General features: G+C 56.2%; 16 protein-coding genes and 3 tRNA genes. 11 read left to right on the forward strand and 8 right to left on the reverse strand.

The window, feature by feature from the left end:
- Positions 1-50 precede the first annotated feature (50 nt).
- The 4 genes from RBH26_RS10715 to RBH26_RS10730 form a co-directional block, all read right to left on the reverse strand.
- Positions 51-464 carry a group I intron-associated PD-(D/E)XK endonuclease gene (locus RBH26_RS10715; RefSeq protein ID WP_306758253.1) on the reverse strand — a complete coding sequence of 138 codons (414 nt, stop codon included), beginning with the start codon at positions 462-464 and terminating at the stop codon, positions 51-53.
- Positions 465-829: 365 nt separating this feature from the next.
- A tRNA-Asp gene (locus RBH26_RS10720) sits at positions 830-902 on the reverse strand.
- Positions 903-926: 24 nt separating this feature from the next.
- Positions 927-999, reverse strand: a tRNA-Asp gene (locus RBH26_RS10725).
- A 452-nt stretch (positions 1000-1451) separates the two neighbouring features.
- Positions 1452-1524: transfer RNA gene (locus RBH26_RS10730), tRNA-Asp, on the reverse strand.
- 312 nt (positions 1525-1836) lie between these two features.
- Here RBH26_RS10730 and RBH26_RS10735 point away from each other — a divergent pair.
- The 8 genes from RBH26_RS10735 to RBH26_RS10770 all read left to right on the forward strand — a co-directional run bounded on the left by RBH26_RS10735 (position 1837) and on the right by RBH26_RS10770 (position 11507).
- Positions 1837-2064 carry a DNA-directed RNA polymerase subunit H gene (locus RBH26_RS10735; protein WP_306758254.1) on the forward strand — a complete coding sequence of 76 codons (228 nt, stop codon included), beginning with the start codon at positions 1837-1839 and terminating at the stop codon, positions 2062-2064.
- The gene (locus tag RBH26_RS10740; protein WP_306758255.1) at positions 2065-3639 is read left to right on the forward strand and encodes a DNA-directed RNA polymerase subunit B''; all 1575 of its coding nucleotides are present in this window, start codon (positions 2065-2067) and stop codon (positions 3637-3639) included.
- Positions 3640-3645: 6 nt separating this feature from the next.
- A complete protein-coding gene (rpoB, locus tag RBH26_RS10745) occupies positions 3646-5475 on the forward strand; it encodes a DNA-directed RNA polymerase subunit B (protein ID WP_306758256.1) in 1830 nt (609 codons plus the stop codon).
- 3 nt (positions 5476-5478) lie between these two features.
- Complete coding sequence (locus RBH26_RS10750) at positions 5479-8400, forward strand: DNA-directed RNA polymerase subunit A' (protein WP_306758257.1); 2922 nt, start codon at positions 5479-5481, stop codon at positions 8398-8400.
- Positions 8393-9586 carry a DNA-directed RNA polymerase subunit A'' gene (gene rpoA2, locus RBH26_RS10755; protein WP_306758258.1) on the forward strand — a complete coding sequence of 398 codons (1194 nt, stop codon included), beginning with the start codon at positions 8393-8395 and terminating at the stop codon, positions 9584-9586. The genes RBH26_RS10750 and rpoA2 overlap by 8 nt, the downstream gene beginning before the upstream one ends.
- Positions 9587-9589: 3 nt before the next feature.
- Positions 9590-10030, forward strand: a complete 441-nt coding sequence (locus RBH26_RS10760; RefSeq protein ID WP_306758259.1) for a NusA-like transcription termination signal-binding factor — start codon at positions 9590-9592, stop codon at positions 10028-10030.
- Between the two features lie 437 nt (positions 10031-10467).
- Positions 10468-10896, forward strand: coding sequence for a 30S ribosomal protein S12 (locus RBH26_RS10765; protein ID WP_006671958.1), 429 nt, complete (start codon positions 10468-10470; stop codon positions 10894-10896).
- A gap of 2 nt (positions 10897-10898) precedes the next feature.
- Positions 10899-11507 carry a 30S ribosomal protein S7 gene (locus RBH26_RS10770; RefSeq protein ID WP_306758261.1) on the forward strand — a complete coding sequence of 203 codons (609 nt, stop codon included), beginning with the start codon at positions 10899-10901 and terminating at the stop codon, positions 11505-11507.
- A 46-nt stretch (positions 11508-11553) separates the two neighbouring features.
- Here RBH26_RS10770 and RBH26_RS10775 read toward each other — a convergent pair whose 3' ends face one another.
- From RBH26_RS10775 to RBH26_RS10790, 4 genes are all read right to left on the reverse strand, one after another.
- Positions 11554-13614 (reverse strand): hypothetical protein, encoded by a 2061-nt coding sequence (locus RBH26_RS10775; protein WP_306758263.1) that lies wholly within the window; start codon positions 13612-13614, stop codon positions 11554-11556.
- Between the two features lie 1038 nt (positions 13615-14652).
- Positions 14653-16485 (reverse strand): hypothetical protein, encoded by a 1833-nt coding sequence (locus RBH26_RS10780; RefSeq protein ID WP_306758264.1) that lies wholly within the window; start codon positions 16483-16485, stop codon positions 14653-14655.
- A 282-nt stretch (positions 16486-16767) separates the two neighbouring features.
- On the reverse strand, positions 16768-17493 hold the full coding sequence (locus RBH26_RS10785) for a hypothetical protein (RefSeq protein WP_306758265.1): 726 nt from the start codon (positions 17491-17493) through the stop codon (positions 16768-16770).
- Between the two features lie 166 nt (positions 17494-17659).
- Complete coding sequence (locus RBH26_RS10790; protein ID WP_306758267.1) at positions 17660-18415, reverse strand: DUF5781 family protein; 756 nt, start codon at positions 18413-18415, stop codon at positions 17660-17662.
- A gap of 181 nt (positions 18416-18596) precedes the next feature.
- Between RBH26_RS10790 and RBH26_RS10795 the strand changes: the two genes are divergently transcribed.
- The 3 genes from RBH26_RS10795 to RBH26_RS10805 all read left to right on the forward strand — a co-directional run.
- On the forward strand, positions 18597-18911 hold the full coding sequence (locus tag RBH26_RS10795; RefSeq protein WP_306758268.1) for a hypothetical protein: 315 nt from the start codon (positions 18597-18599) through the stop codon (positions 18909-18911).
- Position 18912: 1 nt separating this feature from the next.
- Positions 18913-19488 (forward strand): ArsR family transcriptional regulator, encoded by a 576-nt coding sequence (locus RBH26_RS10800; RefSeq protein ID WP_306758269.1) that lies wholly within the window; start codon positions 18913-18915, stop codon positions 19486-19488.
- 501 nt (positions 19489-19989) lie between these two features.
- Positions 19990-20430: hypothetical protein (locus tag RBH26_RS10805; RefSeq protein WP_306758270.1), on the forward strand; the 441-nt coding region annotated here is incomplete at its 3' end.

Genomic DNA, 20430 nt, shown 5'->3' on the forward strand with positions numbered 1-20430 from the left:
TCGAGGGATATCGGTCCGATCGCACTCCGCCGTGGTGGTCCTTTCGACGATCAGGGGATCGCTTCGTCGAATTCGTACGTCTCCGCCCAGTTTATCGCGGGATGATCGATTTCGGATTCGAACCTGAGTTCCATTTTCTGTTCGGGCGCATCGGTTGTCTCGATCCAGTAGAACTGTCCGTTCTCCGGGTAGTAGACCAGAAACGCATCGACCGCGTCCTGATACGTCTGTTCGTGGTAGACACCGTCTTTCGTCGTCTGTGAGTGTGTGTTGAATCGTATCGTCCCTTCTTTGTTCGACCAAGCAGTTTTGCACTGTACTCGATAGAACGTGTCTCCACTGTCGACGACGAGGTCGTATTTCTCGTTGTCTCCGAACGGTACTGCGACGCTATAGCCGCATTCGATCAGTTTTGCGAGCGCCTTTGACTCGGTTCGGTCTCCGACCGCTTTCGAGTTACGCATACGCTGTTTGGCTCGATCATCGGATAAAAACGGCTGCAATAGGGCGGTCAATCGGCTTCTATCCTGATCTCTGCTAGACTCGTTGGTCGGCTCGGTTCGATATGGCGCTTGCTACTCTCCTGTTGTGCTGTCCCGACATGACCGTGACCAGTTTGCGGATGGGCCGATACTGATACTGTCCAACAGCAGTCAGTGAAGGGAATTCGCCGGACGGACGCGGCGACTGCTCACACTCGTTCTGTCCGGCAGTATGACCTACAGCAGTCCATATCACCGCAACTCTAGAACCAGTGACCAGTTCGCTTCTGGCATTGTCGTGCCGTACGACAGTCACGCTCTGCTTATCTGTTAGTCCCTCGAGAAAGCGCCCGAGGCGGGATTTGAACCCGCGTCACAACCGTGACAGGGTTGTATGATGGGCCACTACACCACCCGGGCTTCCAACGCGTTGTTAACAGAAAACGCCCGAGGCGGGATTTGAACCCGCGTCACAACCGTGACAGGGTTGTATGATGGGCCACTACACCACCCGGGCTTCCAACGCATTTCGTCGTTTCCCGGTGAGAGTATTAAGGGTTTTGTTCTGGATATTGTTCACCCGGCTTAGTATTGGTCTTCACTCTCACCGTTGGTGATGCTTGACGGGTTGTCTGACTCGACTCTCGAACATCACTCGAATTGCGCTCGGACTGATGCGGACTTCAGTACCGAGTTACCCCCGATCACCATCACGGAGTTGGCGACCGGCTGTCAGTGACGACAGGAGACCGTATAAGTCACAGTGGCACTGTCTTACTGCTATGACATCCTCCCCGGCGTGAACAGCAGTTGCCGAAGCAACTACTGTGAACGGCGGGATTCTCTCGCTGTTAAAGATAGTAGCCACTGAACGTCACTGCACACCCGATCGCACGAGGGGAGCGCGGGTCGACGCTGTCGGTCACTCGTCGCGATACTGTTCGTTCACGAGTTAGCGTCGATAGAAAGCGCCCGAGGCGGGATTTGAACCCGCGTCACAACCGTGACAGGGTTGTATGATGGGCCACTACACCACCCGGGCTTCCAACGCATTTCATCGTTTCCCGGTGAGAGTATTAAGGCTTTCCAATCGATAGATGTGTGGTACGAGGAATCGAGCCACGAATACCGTCGCTAACCCGTGTTATTCGACCGCATACTCCACAAGGAATTTAACTGAGACTGCGGAACTATCACACGTGATCGGCGCCTCCGGTCAGGCCCGCCCCGGCCGGGTAGCCGTGCTTCTCGGACGAGTTAGTAACCGTTAAATGCGTGCCGGCGCTACCTGGCTGTAGTATCTCGTGACAGCCGCTTCTCTCCCGATAGCCGACACGCACACCAACCCCAACACATGGTAGACGTAAGCCAACACGAACTCGTTCCGGACCACTCCGTACTCGAGGAGGACACCCTGGAGGAGGTCCTCGACGAGTACGACATCGATCGTACAGACCTGCCCAAAATCAAGCGCACCGATCCCGCCCTCCCGGACGAGGCGGAGATCGGCGACGTCATCAAGATCGTCCGGAACTCACGCACAACCGACCAAGCAGTCGTATACCGACTCGTGGTGGAATAAATGTCGATGGAACTGAACCGCGAAAAACGGCGCGAGATCTCGCGTGAATACTTCTCGAAGGAACGGATCGCCGAACACCACTACCGATCGTTCAACTCCTTCCTCAACCGGGGGATGCAGGAGGTCGTCGACGAGAAGGAGACGATCGACACGGACATCGGCGACAAAGAGGGCGAGGAACCGGTTCACGTCGAACTGGGCGACGTGCGCGTCGTGACGCCCCGCGTTCGGGAGGCAGACGGCTCCGAAGAACTGCTGTACCCACAGGAAGCTCGCCTCCGAAACATCACCTACTCCGCCCCGGTCTTCATGGAGATGTCTATCGTCAAAGGCGAGGAAGGCGACCAGCGGGTCGTCGACTCGACCGAGACGAAGATCGGCCGCATGCCGATCATGGTCGGCTCCGAGAAATGTAACATCGCCGGCTTCTCCGACGAGGAACTCATCGAGATCGGCGAGGACCCTGCCGACCCTGGTGGGTATTTCATCGTCAACGGCTCCGAGCGAGTCCTGATGACCAGCGAGGACCTCGCGCCGAACAAGATCTTAGCCGAGTACGACACCAAATACGGCGACGAGATCCAGGTCGCCAAGACCTTCAGCCAGCGCCGTGGCTATCGCGCACTCGTTCTCTGTGAACGTACGCGTGACGGCCTGCTCGAGGTCTCGTTCCCCTCGGTGTCGGGATCGATCAACTTCGTCACGCTCGTGCGGGCGCTAGGTCTCGAAAGCGACGAGGAGATCGTCCACAAGGTCTCGAACGACCCCGAAGTCGTCAAGTACATGCTCGAAAACCTCGAGGCGGCCGAGGTTCAGACCGAGGAAGAAGCGATCGAGACGCTCGGGAAACGCGTCGCCTCGGGGCAGGGCAAGAACTACCAGCTCAAGCGCGCAAACTACGTCATCGATCGCTATCTCCTGCCACACCTCCACGAGGACGGTGTGCCCGAGGAGGACGTCCGGATCAACAAAGCCCACTACCTCTGTCGGATGGCCGAGGCCTGTTTCGAACTCGCCTTGGGCCGGCGTGAGGCCGACGACAAGGACCACTACGCCAACAAGCGTCTGAAGGTCAGCGGCGATCTGATGAAAGACCTGTTCCGGACCGCGCTGAACAAGCTCGCTCGGGACGTGAAATACCAGCTCGAGCGTGCGAACATGCGCAACCGGTCCCTGTCGGTCTCGACAGTGGTCCGGTCGGACGTCCTGACCGAGCGCTTAGAGCACCCGATCGCGACGGGCAACTGGGTCGGTGGCCGCTCCGGTGTGAGTCAGTTGGTCGACCGGACTGACTTCATGGGGGTGCTTTCGCACCTCCGTCGACTGCGCAGCCCGCTGTCGCGCTCACAGCCTCACTTCGAGGCACGGGACCTCCACGCGACCCAGTGGGGTCGCATCGGTCCCTCCGAGACGCCGGAGGGTCCAAACTGTGGACTGGTGAAGAACTTCGCACAGTCGATGGAACTCTCCCAGAACGTCGAGGACGAACAGGAACTCAAACGCGAACTGGCATCGATGGGCGTCGAGGGCATTCCGGGCCTCGAGGGCATCGAACGATCGACCGCAGACGACTAACAAACCATGAGCAGCCAAGAACGAGACGCGAAGGTATACGTCAACGGGTCGCTGGTGGGGACACACCCGAACCCGCACGAACTAGCAGAACAGATCCGCGAAGCGCGACGCATCGGTGACGTCAGCGAGATGGTCAACGTCTCGGTCAAAGAACGCACCCGCGAAGTGATCGTCAACGCCGACGCGGGACGTGCCCGCCGACCGCTGTTGGTCGTCGAGGACGGCGAGCCTCGCATCTCCGAACAGGAGATCGAGGCGCTGCAGGAGGGTGACCTCGAGTTCGAGGATCTCGTCAACCACGGCTACGTCGAGTTCATCGACGCCGAGGAGGAAGAGGACATCCTCGTGGCCGTCGACGAGGAACACCTCACCGAGAAACACACCCACCTCGAGATCGACCCCTCGCTGATCTTCTCGATCGGTGCCGGGATGATTCCGTACCCCGAACACAACGCCTCGCCCCGTATTACGATGGGGGCAGGGATGATCAAGCAGTCGCTGGGGCTGCCGAGTGCAAACTACCGCATCCGGCCGGACACGCGCCAGCACCTGCTGCATTACCCACAGCTCTCGATGGTCAAGACCCAGACGACCGAGCAGATCGGCTACGACGAGCGGCCTGCGGCCCAGAACTTCGTCGTCGCCGTGATGAGCTACGAGGGGTTCAACATCGAGGACGCGCTGGTCATGAACAAAGCCAGCGTCGAACGGGCGCTGGCCCGCTCTCACTTCTTCCGAACGTACGAGGGCGAGGAACGTCGCTATCCGGGCGGTCAGGAGGACCGCTTCGAGATTCCCTCCCAGGACGTCCGGGGTGCCCGCGGCGAAGAAGCCTACGCACACTTAGACGAGGACGGGCTGGTCAATCCCGAGACGGAGGTCGACGAAAACTCCGTCCTGCTCGGGAAGACGAGTCCGCCGCGGTTCTTAGAGGAGCCGGACGACATGGGCGGGCTTTCGCCCCAGAAGCGACGTGAGACCTCCGTCACCATGCGCTCGGGTGAGTCGGGTGTCGTCGACACCGTCACGCTGATGGAGGGCGAAGACGGGTCGAAACTCTCGAAGGTCTCCGTTCGTGACGAACGGATCCCCGAACTCGGGGACAAGTTCGCGAGTCGACACGGCCAGAAGGGTGTCATCGGCCACCTCGCTCCACAGGAGGACATGCCCTTCACCGAGGAAGGCGTCGTGCCGGACCTCGTGCTCAACCCCCACGCCTTGCCTTCGCGGATGACCGTCGGCCACATCCTCGAGATGATCGGCGGGAAACTCGGCTCGATGGAGGGCCGGCGCGTCGACGGGACGCCGTTCTTGGGCGAAGACGAGTCCGCGCTTCGCGAGGGGCTCGAGGAAGCCGGCTTCGACTCGGCCGGCAAGGAGGTCATGTACTCCGGAATCTCCGGGGAGAAGATCGAGGCCGAAATCTTCGTCGGCGTGATCTTCTACCAGAAGCTCTATCACATGGTCTCGAACAAGCTGCACGCCCGCTCGCGCGGGCCGGTGCAGGTCCTGACTCGCCAGCCGACGGAGGGTCGCGCCCGCGAGGGTGGTCTCCGTATCGGGGAGATGGAACGCGACGTGTTCATCGGCCACGGAGCTGCGATGACGCTGAAAGAACGACTGCTAGACGAGTCCGACCGCGAGTTCATCCACGTCTGTGGACAGTGTGGGATGAGCGCGGTCGAGAACGTCGAACAACGGCGTGTCTACTGTCCCAACTGCGACGAGGAAACCGATATCCACGAGATCGAGATGAGCTACGCGTTCAAGCTCCTCTTGGACGAGATGAAGGCCCTGGGTATCGCGCCACGACTGGAACTGGAAGACGCCGTCTAAACAATGCAAAACAGTACACCCAAAGACATCGGTTCGCTCTCCTTCGGGCTCATGGAGCCCGAGGAGTACCGGGAGATGAGTGCGACGAAGATCATCACGGCCGACACCTACGACGACGACGGTTTCCCTATCGACATGGGGCTGATGGACCCCCGCCTCGGCGTGATCGACCCCGGCCTCGAATGCAAGACCTGCGGGAAACACTCGGGGTCGTGTAACGGCCACTTCGGGCATATCGAACTGGCCGCGCCGGTGATCCACGTCGGCTTTACGAAGCTCATCCGGCGACTGCTTCGGGGCACCTGTCGGGAGTGTTCACGGCTCCTGCTGACCGAGGACGAACGCGACGAGTTCCGCGATCAGATCACGGAGTCGCGCAAACTCGGCCGTGACTTAAACGACGTCACGAAGGCGGCCATCCGCCAGGCCCGAAAGAAAGATCGGTGTCCCCACTGTGGTGAGGTCCAGTACGACATCGACCACGAGAAGCCAACGACCTACTACGAGGTTCAACAGGTTCTCACGAGCGAGTACTCTCAGCGTATCGCCGCGGCGATGCAAGGCGGTGAGGACGGCGAGCGGATGTCGCCCGACGAACTCGCTGCAGAGACCGACATCGATCTCACACGGATCAACGAGATCCTCTCGGGCTCGTTCCGTCCACGCGAGAGCCAGCGCAAGGCCATCGAGAAGGCCTTAGACATCGACCTCACTGAAGAGGACACGAACAAGCTGATGCCCTCCGATATCCGGGATTGGTTCGAGAACATCCCGGACGAGGACATCAAAGTGCTTGGGATCGATCCCGAGAAGTCCCGGCCCGAGTGGATGATTCTGACGGTACTGCCGGTCCCGCCCGTGACCGCGCGGCCGTCGATTACGCTCGACAACGGCCAGCGCTCCGAGGACGACCTCACACACAAGCTGGTCGACATCATTCGGATCAACCAGCGGTTCATGGAGAACCGCGAGGCCGGTGCCCCACAGCTGATCATCGAAGACCTCTGGGAACTGCTGCAGTACCACGTCACCACGTTCATGGACAACGAGATTTCGGGGACGCCGCCGGCTCGCCACCGCTCCGGACGGCCGCTCAAGACCCTCTCTCAGCGTCTGAAAGGCAAGGAGGGTCGATTCCGTGGCTCGCTCTCCGGGAAGCGCGTCAACTTCTCTGCCCGAACTGTCATCTCGCCGGACCCGACGCTCTCGCTTAACGAGGTCGGTGTGCCCGACCGCGTGGCAAAGGAGATGACCCAGACGATGAACGTCACCGAGCGCAACTTAGAGGAGGCCAGACGGTTCGTCTCGAACGGCCCCGAGGGCCACCCCGGCGCGAACTACGTCCGTCGACCCGACGGTCGTCGGCTGAAGGTGACCGAAAAGAACTGCGAGCAACTCGCCGAGAAGGTCAACCCCGGCTGGGAGGTGAACCGTCACCTCATCGACGGCGACATCGTCATCTTCAACCGCCAGCCGTCGCTGCACCGGATGTCGATCATGGCCCACGAGGTCGTGGTCATGCCGTACAAGACGTTCCGGCTCAACACCGTCGTCTGTCCGCCGTACAACGCCGACTTCGACGGCGACGAGATGAACATGCACGCGCTGCAAAACGAGGAAGCCCGGGCGGAAGCTCGCGTCCTCATGCGTGTCCAGGAGCAGATCCTCTCGCCACGCTTCGGTGAGAACATCATCGGCGCTATCCAGGACCACATCAGTGGGATGTATCTCCTGACCCACGACAACCCGCGGTTCAACGAGACGCAGGCGCTTGACTTACTGCGTGCTACCCGGATCGACGAGCTGCCCGAACCGAGCGGCATCGACGACGAGGGTGAGCCGTTCTGGACCGGCTACGACGTCTTCTCCGAACTGTTGCCCGACGACCTCAACCTCGAGTTCACCGGCACGGTCGGCGAAGACGTCGTCATCGAGGACGGTCAGCTGCTCCAGGGAACTATCGCCGAGGACGAGGTCGGCGAGTTCGGCGGCGAGATCGTCGACACCATCACGAAGATCTACGGCAACACGCGCGCCAGGATCTTCATCAACGAGGTCTCGACGCTCGCGATGCGGGCGATCATGCACTTCGGGTTCTCGATCGGTATCGACGACGAGACCATCCCGGAGGAAGCCCAGGAACGAATCGACGAGACGATCGACGACGCCTACGACCGTGTCCAGGAACTCATCGAAGCCTACGAACGAGGCGAACTCGAGAGTCTGCCAGGTCGAACGATCGACGAGACCCTCGAGATGAAGATCATGCAGACGCTCTCCCGTGCGCGTGACAACGCCGGGAACATCGCGGACGAGCACTTCACCGACGAGAACCCCGCGGTCGTCATGGCCGAGTCCGGTGCGCGTGGGTCGATGCTGAACCTGACCCAGATGGCCGGCTGTGTCGGCCAGCAGGCAGTTCGCGGCGAACGGATCAACCGCGGTTACGAGGATCGTACCCTCAGCCACTACGAGCCCAACGACCTCTCCGCGGAGGCACATGGCTTCGTCGAGAACTCCTACACCAGCGGGCTGACCCCGCGGGAGTTCTTCTTCCACGCGATGGGTGGTCGCGAGGGCCTGGTCGACACGGCAGTCCGGACCTCGAAGTCCGGCTACCTGCAGCGGCGGCTTATCAACGCGCTGTCGGAGCTCGAGACCCAGTACGACGGCACCGTCCGGGATACGAGCGACACGATCGTCCAGTTCGAGTTCGGCGAGGACGGCACGTCGCCGGTCAAGGTCTCCTCCGGCGAGGACAACGACATCGACGTCGAGGCGATCGCCGATCGCGTCCTCGACTCGGAGTTCGACTCCGAGCAGGCCAAATCGGAGTTCCTCGGCACGACGACCGAGCCGACGAACCTCTCCGAGCACGCAGACAATCGTCTCACCGAGGGGACGGAGGTGAGCTCCGATGACTAACGTCGACTACGACGTCGACGACGATTCCATCGCGGTCGTCGAAGACACCGCCCTCCCACGCCGGCTCAAGGACAACGTCTACGAAACGCTCGAAGGGCGCGAGGACGCCACCGTCGAAGACGCCGACGAACTCGCGAAAGCCGTCGAGGCTCGTTACCTCGACACCCGCGTCGATCCGCTCGACCCCGTCGGGACCGTCTCGGCCCAGTCGATCGGCGAACCCGGAACGCAGCTGACGATGAACACGTTCCACTACGCGGGGGTCGCAGAGATCGACGTGACCCAGGGGCTGCCCCGGCTGATCGAGCTGGTCGACGCCCGGAAGACCCCGGACACGCCGATGATGACGGTCTACCTCGAGGACGAGTACGCTACCGAGCGCGAGAAAGCCCACGAGGTCGTCTGGAAGATCGAGGCGACGAAGATCCTCGCACTGGGTGACGTTTCGACGAACGTCGCCGACATGCGCGTCCAGATCTCGCTCAACGAGGACACCCTCCGTGAGCGAATGATCACACCCGAGCAAGTCGCCGAGATCATCGAGGACAACCTCGGCGTCAAGGCGATCCAGCAGGGCACCCAGATCGAGTTCGGTCCCGAGGAGCCGTCCTACCGCGATCTGCTGCAACTCGTCGAGGAACTGCGCGATATCACGTTCAAGGGAATCGAAGACATCTCGCGGGTCGTCATCCGCCGCGAAGAACTCGAAGAAGGCGAGGAGTTCGTCCTCTACACCGAGGGATCTGCCTTCGGCGACGTCCTAGAGATCGAAGGCGTCGACGCCTCCCGAACGACGTGTAACAACATCCACGAGATCCATCGCAACCTCGGTATCGAAGCCGCCCGCGAGGCGATCATCGAGGAGACGAACAACACGCTCGCAGAGCAGGGTCTGGACGACGTCAACGTCCGTCACCTGATGTTGGTCGCCGACATCATGACCAACCGCGGCGAGATCGAGTCGATCGGTCGTCACGGTATCTCGGGATCGAAAGATTCCGTCCTCGCTCGCGCCGCGTTCGAGGTGACGGTCAATCACCTGCTCAACGCCGCGATCCACGGCGAGGTCGACGACCTCGAGGGCGTTACCGAGAACGTTATCGTCGGCAAACCGATCAAGCTCGGGACCGGCGACGTCGATCTCCGGATGGGGTCGACCGACCCAAGCGGCGGTCAGGCCGACTGATCGATGGGTGTCTCCTTAGACGACGATGCCCGCCAGTACCTCGCCGCGTTCGAGGACGTCACCGGCGTCGACGGCCAGGACTGTCTGGTCACCGACGCGCCGACGGCCGACGCCGACGAACGGCTGATCGTCGTCGTCTCGAGCGGCCGGATGAGCGAAGCGATCGGTCCTGGCGGACGGACGGTCAAGCGATTCGAGGAGCGTGTCGGAAAACCCGTCAGACTCGTCGAAGACGCTGACGACCCCGAGACGTTCGTCGCGAACACGCTCGCGCCGGCGGCGGTGTACAACGTCACGATCAGCGAGAACGACGATACGGTCGCCTACGTAGAAGTCGCCGAGGACGATCGCGGCGTCGCGATCGGCTCGAACGGGCGGACGATCGACGCGGCACGCCAGCTTGCAGAGCGGCACTTCGAAATCGCCGACGTGCAGTTGATCTGACTCTCGGCTTCGGATTCGTTTCTTTCATTGTAGATGCGTTTACCCATCTGGTATCGAGACCGAGGGAACGTACGTCGTCGAAGTATCCAACACCAAGACTGAACCCGAGTGCTACGACCTCGAGGTCACTCACGACGGATCCAGTACAACCGAGACAGACGACGGTGTGACAGCCACCGAGATGGACGACACCGACGATATCGATACGAACTATGCCGACGCGAACCAGTAGTGCCGACACTGTTTTTTCGAACAGCCCAGCGCTTCGCTCGGCGAGTCTCCGGGCCGGAAATCGGTGTTCCCACTCGCTCCATCCGTGAGCGGACGTTCCGAAACGGCACGAGAAGTGGCGAGGGCTACCCCTAACGTTCTCTCGAGCCGTAACGGAGATTCGAAACGGGTCGCTTAAGTGCCTTCGACGGATAGCGACGGGTACTATGGCAAACGGCAAATATGCCGCGCGCAAGCTCAAGAAGGACCGCCAGGAGCAGCGGTGGTCCGACTCGGACTATGCGCGCCGCGCACGGGGCCTCCGCGAGAAGTCTGACCCCCTCGAGGGCGCTCCGCAGGGCCGCGGTATCGTACTCGAAAAGGTCGGCATCGAAGCGAAACAGCCCAACTCGGCGATCCGAAAGTGCGTCCGAGTGCAGCTGATCAAGAACGGAAAACAGGTCACCGCCTTCTGTCCTGGAGACGGTGCAATCAGTTTCATCGACGAACACGACGAAGTTACCATCGCCGGTATCGGTGGGGCGAAGGGTCGTGCGATGGGTGACCTTTCGGGTGTCAACTACAAGGTCGACAAGGTCAACGGCGTCGCACTGAAGGAACTCGTTCGCGGAAACGCGGAGAAACCGGTTCGATAACCATGGCTGCAGAAGACCAACCCGATCCGGACGCCCCTGCGGGCGGCGCAGATGTCGGTGCGAAGCTCTTCGGTACCTGGGAGATCGACGAGATCGCGTACAACGATCCGTCGACCGAACGGTACATCACGGTGACGCCGGTCGCTCACACCGCCGGCCGCCACGCGAGCAAGCAGTTCAAGAAGTCCCAGGTCTCGATCGTCGAGCGCTTTATCAACCGCTTGATGCAGACCGAGGAGAACACGGGCAAGAAACAGCAGACGCTCAACCACGTCCGTGACGCGTTCGAACTCGTCCACGAGCGCACCGACGAGAATCCCGTTCAGGTGCTCGTGACGGCAGTCGAGAACGCCGCTCCCCGCGAGGAGACCGTCCGCCTCAAATACGGTGGCATTTCGGTTCCCAAGGCCGTCGACGTCGCACCACAGCGTCGCGTCGACCAGGCTCTGAAGTTCCTCGCCGAAGGTGTCTACAACGACTCGTTCAAGACGACGACGCCTGTCGAAGAGGCCATCGCCAACCAGCTCGTCGGCGCGGCCAACTACGACGTCCAGACCTACGCGGTCAGCCAGAAAGAAGAGAAAGAGCGCGTCGCGGCAGCTGCACGCTAAGCGATCGCCGTTTTCTGCTGCTTTCGATTTTTATCGTCCCTGGCGGTTACAGGTCACTTGCTTTGATCTCATCACTCCAGTGGAGTTCTCCATCGAGTAATACTGGCATCTCTTCTAAATCAGTGAACCTGAGAAATTGTGCCTTCGTTACGGAGAACGGTCCTATTGTACTTGGGACAACAAAATACTCTTCAACGGATTCAATATATGGATTGAGCAGTCCCCCTCTCTTTTTCTTTGGTCCTGCGTATGATATGATTGTGAGCTCGAGTCGTTCCCCATCGCGCTCGACTAAGCAGACGTTTTGTGTCCCGGTTTCGGATTGCGCTATTGATTCTCTCCCATCGCCAACAATATGATAGCTACTTGTCTTTTTACTCCCCATTTGGGTAATGTCAAGAGCAGCATAGAGTGAGTAGCCGCGGTTCAATAAATAAGCAATCGTCCGCCCAACACAAACTGCTTCGCTGTTGGTAATCTCTTCGAGCGTAACGATCCCACCGACACTCCCTGATTCGATAAGTCGTAACCCCTGTTCACGAGACTGGCAAGCGTTAAGTAGGAATGTAGTTGCACCGACTTCTCCGATATTTCCTGCATCCAATATTCCATCTTCACATCTGAATCCGCCGGTCTCGATGTGACCAATATAGTGTAGGAAATCGCATTCTTGAGCGAGAACATCTTCTAATTCGCTTTTTGTTAAATTATGACAGAGTGATATTTCGAACGATAAGCCATCGTAGTCTCCATACGTATTATGAACTGATATGAGCTCTTCGTTCATAGCAGGGTCATTACAGACAACTTTAATTTCAAGTGGTCCCTCTTGGGGTGTCTGGTCGAGACCATTGTAAAATGCCGAGAGCGGACACGTACTAGTGAGTCTAGTGTCTGTACCTCGGCTCCATATTTGAGGAGCTGTTGTGAGTTCTTCGTCTACTTTAGAACTGACATTCTCTCCCTGCTCAAGCGCGTTATTATCGATATCACAGTCCAGAAACGTTCGTTCTTTAGTTTGCGTATTTGTCTGTACTGCCGTTACAGACCGATCAGCAGTTGCAGTCGTTACGAGTCCGAGATCAGCGACAGCAAACGGAAGAAATTCGATATGCTCTGGGGTTGGCCTGAGCTGTGTTTTGATATGCCAATCCGGAATGTATGGTTCTATCATGGAGAAAGAAACATTAAGATACGCTTCGAGTTGTTCTGCTACCGAACAGCCGTACAAATTTTCGACGGAGAACTCGAGCATCGACTCGATCGCTTGCCGCTCGTATAACTGAAGTGGTGTTGAACCTTCCGTTCGAACAATACAATCGAACAGGAATGTTTGCTTGAGGACTTGTTCAACAGTGCTTTCAAATCTGGATTCGGTAAGTGAATAGGTAAACCCGTTTTCAGTTACGATTTGTGGTGTTGATCCGGGAACAACGTCAGCTGCTAGGTAGTAAGCCAAGGGTGCTACAACGAAGACATGACGAAGCGTTGGCGGAACTTCTATTTGAATACCCGTGTTCGGCTGGTCCAGACTGTCTGGGATATCAAATTCATCAGACAGAGTTATAGCAGGTGGATGTCCACGGTGTGTTGGATATGATCTCTCGACCCCTGTCGTTTTTAAGGCCGAAGCAAGCAGAGAGACCGCTTGCATCATATTGATTGGATCTGCGTTTGTCTTGATCGTCGCCGCTGGACGCGTATGATATGAACGTGCGCTAATAGTTATTGTACTTGACTCACCAAACTCGACGCTTATTTCCTTATTGGACGTCAAAATCTGAACGGCACTTTGTACATGAGCATACACCTTCAACTCATCAGATATATCGAGGATATATTCCTCGTCCGGGAGATCAACCCTCTCATTCGGTTGGATTTCTGTAAGTAACCTTCCATCTGAGTTACGAACGTAGACTGTATTGTTACTTGATATCGTAAATCCACTAGTTGTGATCTGGACCGCCGTATCTATCGGATACGGAATACGATTAGTGGTGGGTGACTTCAGCGAAACTGGTGTATTTGTCTCGATCGAGTATTGTCCGCGTTCGATCGGATCAATAATCACCATTCCAGTTTTAGTTGATTTGAATTTCGGTTTCATCGGTACATGCGTTAGTCAGACGGTACTGAGGACAGCCCGTATCTTATCGAATAAAATGAGTGTGTCTAAATATACGTTATGGATATCTCACATTTCTACTGTCTCACCTTTGTAGGATGAATGGTTACATGATATACTCCCTCAATATTATTTACATTTAACAGGTTCGTTCCTCAGTACTGGTAGAACTGTGTTGCTAGAATCTGCGTTTCACTTGTTTGCTATTCACCAACCCTCTCCCGATCCAATTGGGACACGAAGAAATCACATATCCCTGCGTCGGTCAATCAAACTGACTTCGACTGTTCAATTCCCGAGCAGATCGATGAGCTGTATGACCTTTTAGTCCTTGACTGGGAATTGAAAACACCGGATACCCGTGGTATTCTCGACACATTACGTTCCCGTATGCCGAACTTGAATGTGCTTGTTCTTTCTGATGACGTTCCCGCAGACAATCCTGTCGGCCGTGGTGCTGACGAACTTCTCGTTGGTCCAATATCTGATGAGACATTACAGGCAGTGATCGAACGACTTCTCCTTCAACAAGCCCACGAACTGGCAGTAGACGAGTTTTTCGTATATTGACCCAGCGCGTGTTACTTGAGGGCGAACACGAAACCGGTCTTGGCGTTGCCGAACGGCACCAAGCAGTTGTTTGTAATCTTTACGAGATTCGCAGTGTGCAGCTAAAATTCGCGTCAAACTCATTGATGATACAGATCAGGCACTCCAATATTCATTTAATTAAGTCTATAATCAAACAAATTAATATACCCAATCTTATGCCCATATTTGACAATATACTTATATAGTGTTTTTAATATTTCAGTATAGTACTATAACAATATTACTTACTTATATAATATATTAAGATAAATTTATAATTGAACAGTGCCATATGTGTAATGTACCATGAAAGGCGTAACTCAATACCTGAAGAAGCACCCGCGAATGATCGGCGTTCTGTTCACAATCCTTCTGGCCCTTTCTCAGGCTGGAATGGCTGCGGCCGGTGGTATGGGAGGCTACGCAGGACTATAATTCATCAAGTAGAATCTCACTGCTCCAGTTTAGTGATCCATTGACTATTACTGGGAAATCGCCCATCTCGAAAAAGTTCGATAGCTGCTTCTCCGATGAAATAAACGGACCAGATTCACCCGATGTTAGGAAATGTACATCGTTTTCTTCTAAATACGGAATACACAAACTCCCCTTTTGCAGTCCGGTAGTCGTATACGTCTCCATACGAACTACAAAATCATCTTCTTCACGGTCTATTAGACATACAAAGGGAGGACCTGTTTCTGATTGCGCTATCGTTGTCATCCCATCTCCAGATATGATGTATTGTTGACTGATAATATTATCTTTTCGAACCACATCAAGCGCAGCGTAGAGTGGAAAACCTTGGTTTAGTAAGCGAGCAATTTCACTTCCCACCTTTATTGCACCGCTATTTACAATATCGTTAAGGGTGACAATTCCACCAATACTTCCCGACTCAACTAAGTGTAACCCTTGATCATATGATTGGCATGCATTGAGAAAGAAGGCTTTAGCGCCAACTTTCTCCATCGATGCTACATCCAACTTTCCATCCGTACATTGAAATCCGTCTTCGTCAATATGACCAATGAAATGGAAGAAATCAATATTCTTCGTTAGTGTTTTCTCTAGTTCGCTGATCTCAAGATCGTACCGAAGACTGACATCGAATGGCAGCTCTTCTCGGACACCATAGACACCGTTCACTGTCTCGAGTTCTTCTCGCATTTCTGTATCGTTGCAAACGACCTCTATTTCGATGGGATCTTCCCGCGGACTTCGACCAACGCTGTGTTGAAACGCCGAGAGTGATGTCTTGCTTGTAATATTCGAAGAACTGGCGCTACTCCATGATTGTTGGATCGTCGATATACCTGTCTGGTCTGTCGGTAGCTTTCTCGTTCGCGAGGTTCGAGTGTTCCCTGTTCGTAGAAAGTCCTCTATCGCCTCTGTTTGAGTTACTGAGGCTGACTTCTTTCTTTGTTTTTGGACTTTTATGATTGCAAGGTCATCGGTTACATAAGGGAGGAATTCGATCGCATCTGGGGTCGGAGGAAGATACGTCTTGAGTCGCCATTCTGGGAAGTACGGTTCTACTCTCTCGAAATCTACTGAGAGATATATTTCAAGCTGTTCGAATAATTTTTTATTATATATAGAACATATGTCGAATTCGAGCATCGGTTCAACTATCTGTCTCTCGTGTAACGGAAGTGGTGTATGGCCCTCCGTTCTAACGATACAATCAAGGAAAAACACTTGTTTGAGTGTTTGCTCTACTGTTTCCTCGAGAGTATCTTCTCTTTCAAGATTATACGTGAATCCATCCTCAGTAGTGAGTTGGGGTTCTTTTCCAGGAACAACTTTCGCTCCGAGATAATATGCTAGCGGTGTAATAACGAATATCTGACCGAGTTCTGGAGGTATTTCGATTTGAATACCCGTCTTGGGTTGATTGATCGCTTCAGGTATAATTAACCGATCGCCCATCTCGATTGCTGCAGGATGTCCTCGGTGAGTTGGGTACGAGCGCTCGGGCGTTGTCGACTTGAGAGCAGATCCAAACGCAGAAATTGCTTTCATTACATCTGTTGGCTCTGCTGTGCTCGTAATCGTTGTCGCTGGTCGTCTATGGTATGACCGTGCACCGAACGTAATACGTGTTGATTCATCTAATGTAATGTATGTTCGTTCACTATCCGAGTAGATATATACAGAGCTTTCAATATATGCATAAACTTTCAGTGGCCCAGATATATCTAATGTATATTCATTTTCTGGAAGGGAGACCTGTTTACTCGGGCGAACCTCTGCAACCATCGATCCATCCCCATTCCGAACATAGACACTTTCGTTCGTCGGAAGCGTAATCATCTCAGCCGTTACTTCGACGGCTGCTTCGACCGGAAACTGGATCCGATCCGTCGATACCGTCTCGAGCGAGACTGGCTCGTGTGTCGTCAGTCGATACCGATGGCGTTCGATTGGGTCGATGATCTCGAGGCCGTCGTCGGTTGGTTCGAATTTCGGTTTCATATCGGAGTCAGAATGGGTTTCGGGAAGGTTGCTAACCGAGAGATATCCCGGAGTCGGCGAGAGGAGTTACGATCGTTCGATCGAGACCCAACCGGAGCGAAGATCGCCGTCGTTGATCGTCCAACGTTCCTGGAAGACGCCGTGGTGTTCTCTGAGCTCGATCGTGATATCGAACAACGGTTCCAGCACCGAGACGATGTCGGCGTCGTGATCCATGGGAAGGTGGTAATGGATCATCCCGTCGCTTTCCCGTGTGCGCCCGGTGGTGAGATGGACGAATTTGAAGACGCGTTCGGTTCCGTATGCTTCGAGCAAGGGGATCAGTGAATCGATTCCGATACGGAGTTCGGCGGGTGAGAGACCGTTTGCATCGGTTTCAAACGTCTCGATAGCGTTCGAAATCGCGATTCCGAGGTCAGCGAGGGTGGTTACTGGAGTCGACGACGTTTCGGCCGACGGGATACTGGGTCCGGTCGGACTCGAGGTAGAATCGCTGGTAGTCGCGCTCCGAGAGTGGGTCGCGTAACTGACGTGGGTAAACGAGTTCGACGCGGCGAATTCGTCGCTGAGGAGATGAGACACGTCGTCGTCGTCACCGGTCGTCGAGACGAGAAGCCGTCGGCGTGGCCGGTCGGTCGCCCGTCCGAGCAGTCGCTGACAGACGTCTCGACGCTGTTCGGTTCGTACGGGACCGACGACGAGAACGCTCGCTCCCTGGCGTTTCAGTTTCGAGAGCGCCTCTGGGAACTGCTTATCACCGGGTTCACCCCCTCCGTCCTTGCGCGAGAACATCAATATATTAGACCAATCGAGAGATCAAACATTAAATTTTCGGGCCGAAGCAAACAGTCTCGTTACGGGTTGTGAACTGTCGCTTATACGGTTTACTGTACGTCATCGCCGGCCTAACCGCGACCAGGGCGGCGGTTACGCCGGGAAATAGTTACAGCACTCCGTATCAGTCGGCTGCAGGTCCCGAACCGCCGACGTATGCACGGGTCGCATCGACGAGGACTTGGCGGTAGCTACTCGAGTCGGGATCGCGAGCGAGTTCGCGGAACCGTCGTTTGAACCCCTGGAAATCGACCTGTGGGGCGTCCATCGCGGCCGCATGTGCGAGGTCGTACAGTCGGTGGTCGCCGTCGACGAGGTCGTGGCGTTCAGTCAGTGCGATCGCGAACGCGGCGTTGACAGCCGTGATTTCGGGGTCGGCAGTCGGCGAAAGGCGTTCGAACTCCGGACGAGTCGGCATCTCGGGCCGGTCGGCGACGGCCATCGCGAGACTCGACTCGAGAAACGACAGGAGTTTCTCCCCGGGGCCGACGGCGAGCGTGATGTCGTCGGCGTAGATGTCTTTCATGTGATTCGCGATCTGATAACAGTGAGAGAGCTTGCGCCGTTCGACGCTTTTGCCGGCTAACGCGAGATAGAGGACTTCCTCGGTCGACTGGGTGTGGGAGGGATGATCCTGTTCGTGGCGGGCCATATGAGCGAACTCGTGGAGGGCGAGTTCGCGGGCCATGGCACTCGAGGCCGCCTGTCGAGAGATGTTCAGGACGTGGCGGTCGTCGTAGTGGCCGGCCCAGGTCCGTTCGTCAGGATCGTCCCGCAGTTGGACGTGGACCGGCAGCGAGAGGTCGTGTTCGGTTTCGAAGAGGTCGCGGGCGCTGAGGAACGGAGAGGTGGGACCTGGTCCGTGAACGCGGATATCCATGTGTCCCAATAACAAGAGCTGTCGAAGTATGTCTCTTACGCCCGGTTCGCAGACCGTGAATCGAATCGACACTCGCTTTCGAGATATCGTCGGTCGACGAGAGTGGTAACCTTATAAAATAAAGACAGAATCGGCAATCTGAGTTAAATTTAATACATATAAACCTCATTTTCGAGGTAGGATGCCACAGATTGGCGTGCCGATCCACGAGGTATTTCTCGCGTCAGGAATCGTATTCCTGTCGGCGTCAGCCATCGTGGGAATCCACCTGTGGCAAACGACCAGAGAGACGCCGATTGCACCGTCGCTGCTGGCGTTGATCGGAGCGATGCTCGCGTTTATGGGACATCTGACGACGCACTTGATCAACAGACTGGATTCGATGAATCTGATCGGTCTTGAGATTCTGTTTCGGTGGATCGGGCTACTCTTGTTGGCGGCATTTCTCCTGATGACCGTCTCGATGATCCATCGGACGCCAAATCAAGGAGGATAGTATGCACGGGACGTTACTGCTTGCGTTCGGAGTGGTGACGGGCGCAGTCGGGGTGTACCTGCTCGTTCCCGGCTCGAGACACCGGTGTAACGGCCCGATGGCGGTCGTCGTCCTCGGCGTGCTCTCGATCGGATCGATCGATCCGATCGTCCGGGCGCTTTCGATCTACTCGGGCCATTTTTTCGAGGCACTCGGTGCACTTTTGATTCTCGTCGGCCTGTTCGAACCCGTCCGCCGGAATTTATCCGAGAGCGACTGGGCAGCACTGTTCGACACCGATCACCGGTCGATCCGTCCCCGCGAAGAGTGGATGGATCCGATGGACGATCGAATCCTCGAGTTGCTCGACGAGACGGAGATCGTCCTTACACCGGCGCTTCTCGCGTACAATATCGACTACAGCCGCGAGGCCGTCAATCGCAGACTGTTGGAACTGTGCGAACGGGGGTTCGTCGACCGTGTCGATCACGGAAAATATCGCATCACGCCGCTCGGTCGACGGTATCTACGGTGTTGTGACGGCGAGTGGCAAAACGAATCGTCGGCTATCGACGCGACGCCTGTCGGCGATGATTGATGTCTCTGTACTGGATGGGTCACTCGTCTCCACAAGATGTATGAAACCATATGGTTTTGATCGATTACCGAATCCATGGTACGATTCTTCCGATGGGAAAGAGACCATATATTGGGTTGATTTCATCCTTCTCAACTCGTGGGAATCGTAGAATTCACCCGAGGCTCGACATTCGTTGCCCTATTCCTGCCAAAACCGGCCAGACTGGGGAGAAAAACCCTCTGAACGACAAGTATTCATTCCTGGAGGGTGCTATTATGCACCTTGCATTTGACAGCTTGAGACGTACGGCGAACTAGTGATATGCCACGGACCGTCGCCGACCTCCAGATCACTCATTTAAAACATATTAAGTGTCGATGGGGATTATTCCGGAGCGGCTCGTGTCGTCGTCCACGTCGACAACCAATGACTGATACAGAAGACAATAGTATGGGTACAGGCGAGAGGGGAACTGACACCTGGTCACCACGTGGGGGTGTCGGCCGGACGCGACGAGGGATGCTTGCTGCCGTAGGTGCGACGACGGCAATGGCTCTTGCTGGGTGTTCACAGGAGGAATCGGACGAAGAACTCGAGGCCGTTCCGGATCCGTCCGACGGGCTCGAGGTGCTGGTGGCCAGTGAGTACGACGACGGACCAGTATTCGACGATGATCAGTTACAGTACCGCGATTACGCGCTATCGATCAAGGGACTCGGGATGGCGTACTCGGCTCAGCGATGGAACGAGCTGGGACACGACGAGTACGGTGGCGTCGACGTGATGACCGAAGATATGCCGGAAACGGCACAGTACGTCATCGATCTGTATCGTTCGGTTTTCCAGTTCTGGTACGATGACAACCAGTTGGCTGCGTACGCGGAAGGCGACGAGGACGGCTGGAGTCGCTCGGGTGGGCCGGTCCTCTCGGACTACGAGAACACAGTGTTTACTTACCAC

Origin of the sequence: Natronolimnohabitans sp. A-GB9 (genome assembly GCF_030848565.1) — an archaeon.
In the GTDB taxonomy this organism is placed as follows: Archaea; Halobacteriota; Halobacteria; order Halobacteriales; family Natrialbaceae; genus Natronolimnohabitans.